The organism is Bradyrhizobium sp. Leo170 (assembly GCF_004296405.1).
Classification (GTDB): Bacteria; Pseudomonadota; Alphaproteobacteria; order Rhizobiales; family Xanthobacteraceae; genus Bradyrhizobium.
In genome coordinates this window covers 1-402 of the sequence record NZ_PSRR01000898.1, presented here as the reverse complement: position 1 = coordinate 402, position 402 = coordinate 1, and the positions used below count along the sequence as shown (strand labels likewise).

The window sequence follows — 402 nt, the reverse complement described above, 5'->3', positions numbered from 1 at the left end:
CTTGAGGCGGCAGGGCGGGTTGATGGGTTAGGGCCAGGTTGCGGGGCTGCTGCGCAGCAGCCCCGCAACCTGGTAAATTTGCTTCGAACTCGGCTGGCGGCTGGTAAGCCAGAGCCGAGTGCAGCCGTTGACGATTGTACACCTCTTCGATGAAGGCGCCGATCGCATTTCTGGCATGCGGCGCATCGCGGTAGGTCTGGCCGTTGACCTCCTCTTGCTTGAGGGTCTTCATGAAGCTCTCCGCCTTGGCATTGTCGTAGGGATTGCCGACCCGGCTCATGCTGGGAGCAATGTCGTGCTGCTGGAGGAGCTCGGTGTAGTCGCCGCAGGCGTATTGGATGCCGCGGTCGGAGTGGTGGATCAGGCTGCCAGGCGTGGGTCGGCGCGCCGCCAGCGCCATCG

Annotated in this window: 1 protein-coding gene; it reads right to left on the bottom strand. The window is 63.9% G+C overall.

Features of this window, described 5'->3' with window-relative positions; all coding sequences use genetic code 11:
* The coding region (locus CWO89_RS45285; protein WP_165421645.1) for an integrase core domain-containing protein at positions 1–402 on the bottom strand (402 nt) is incomplete at both ends.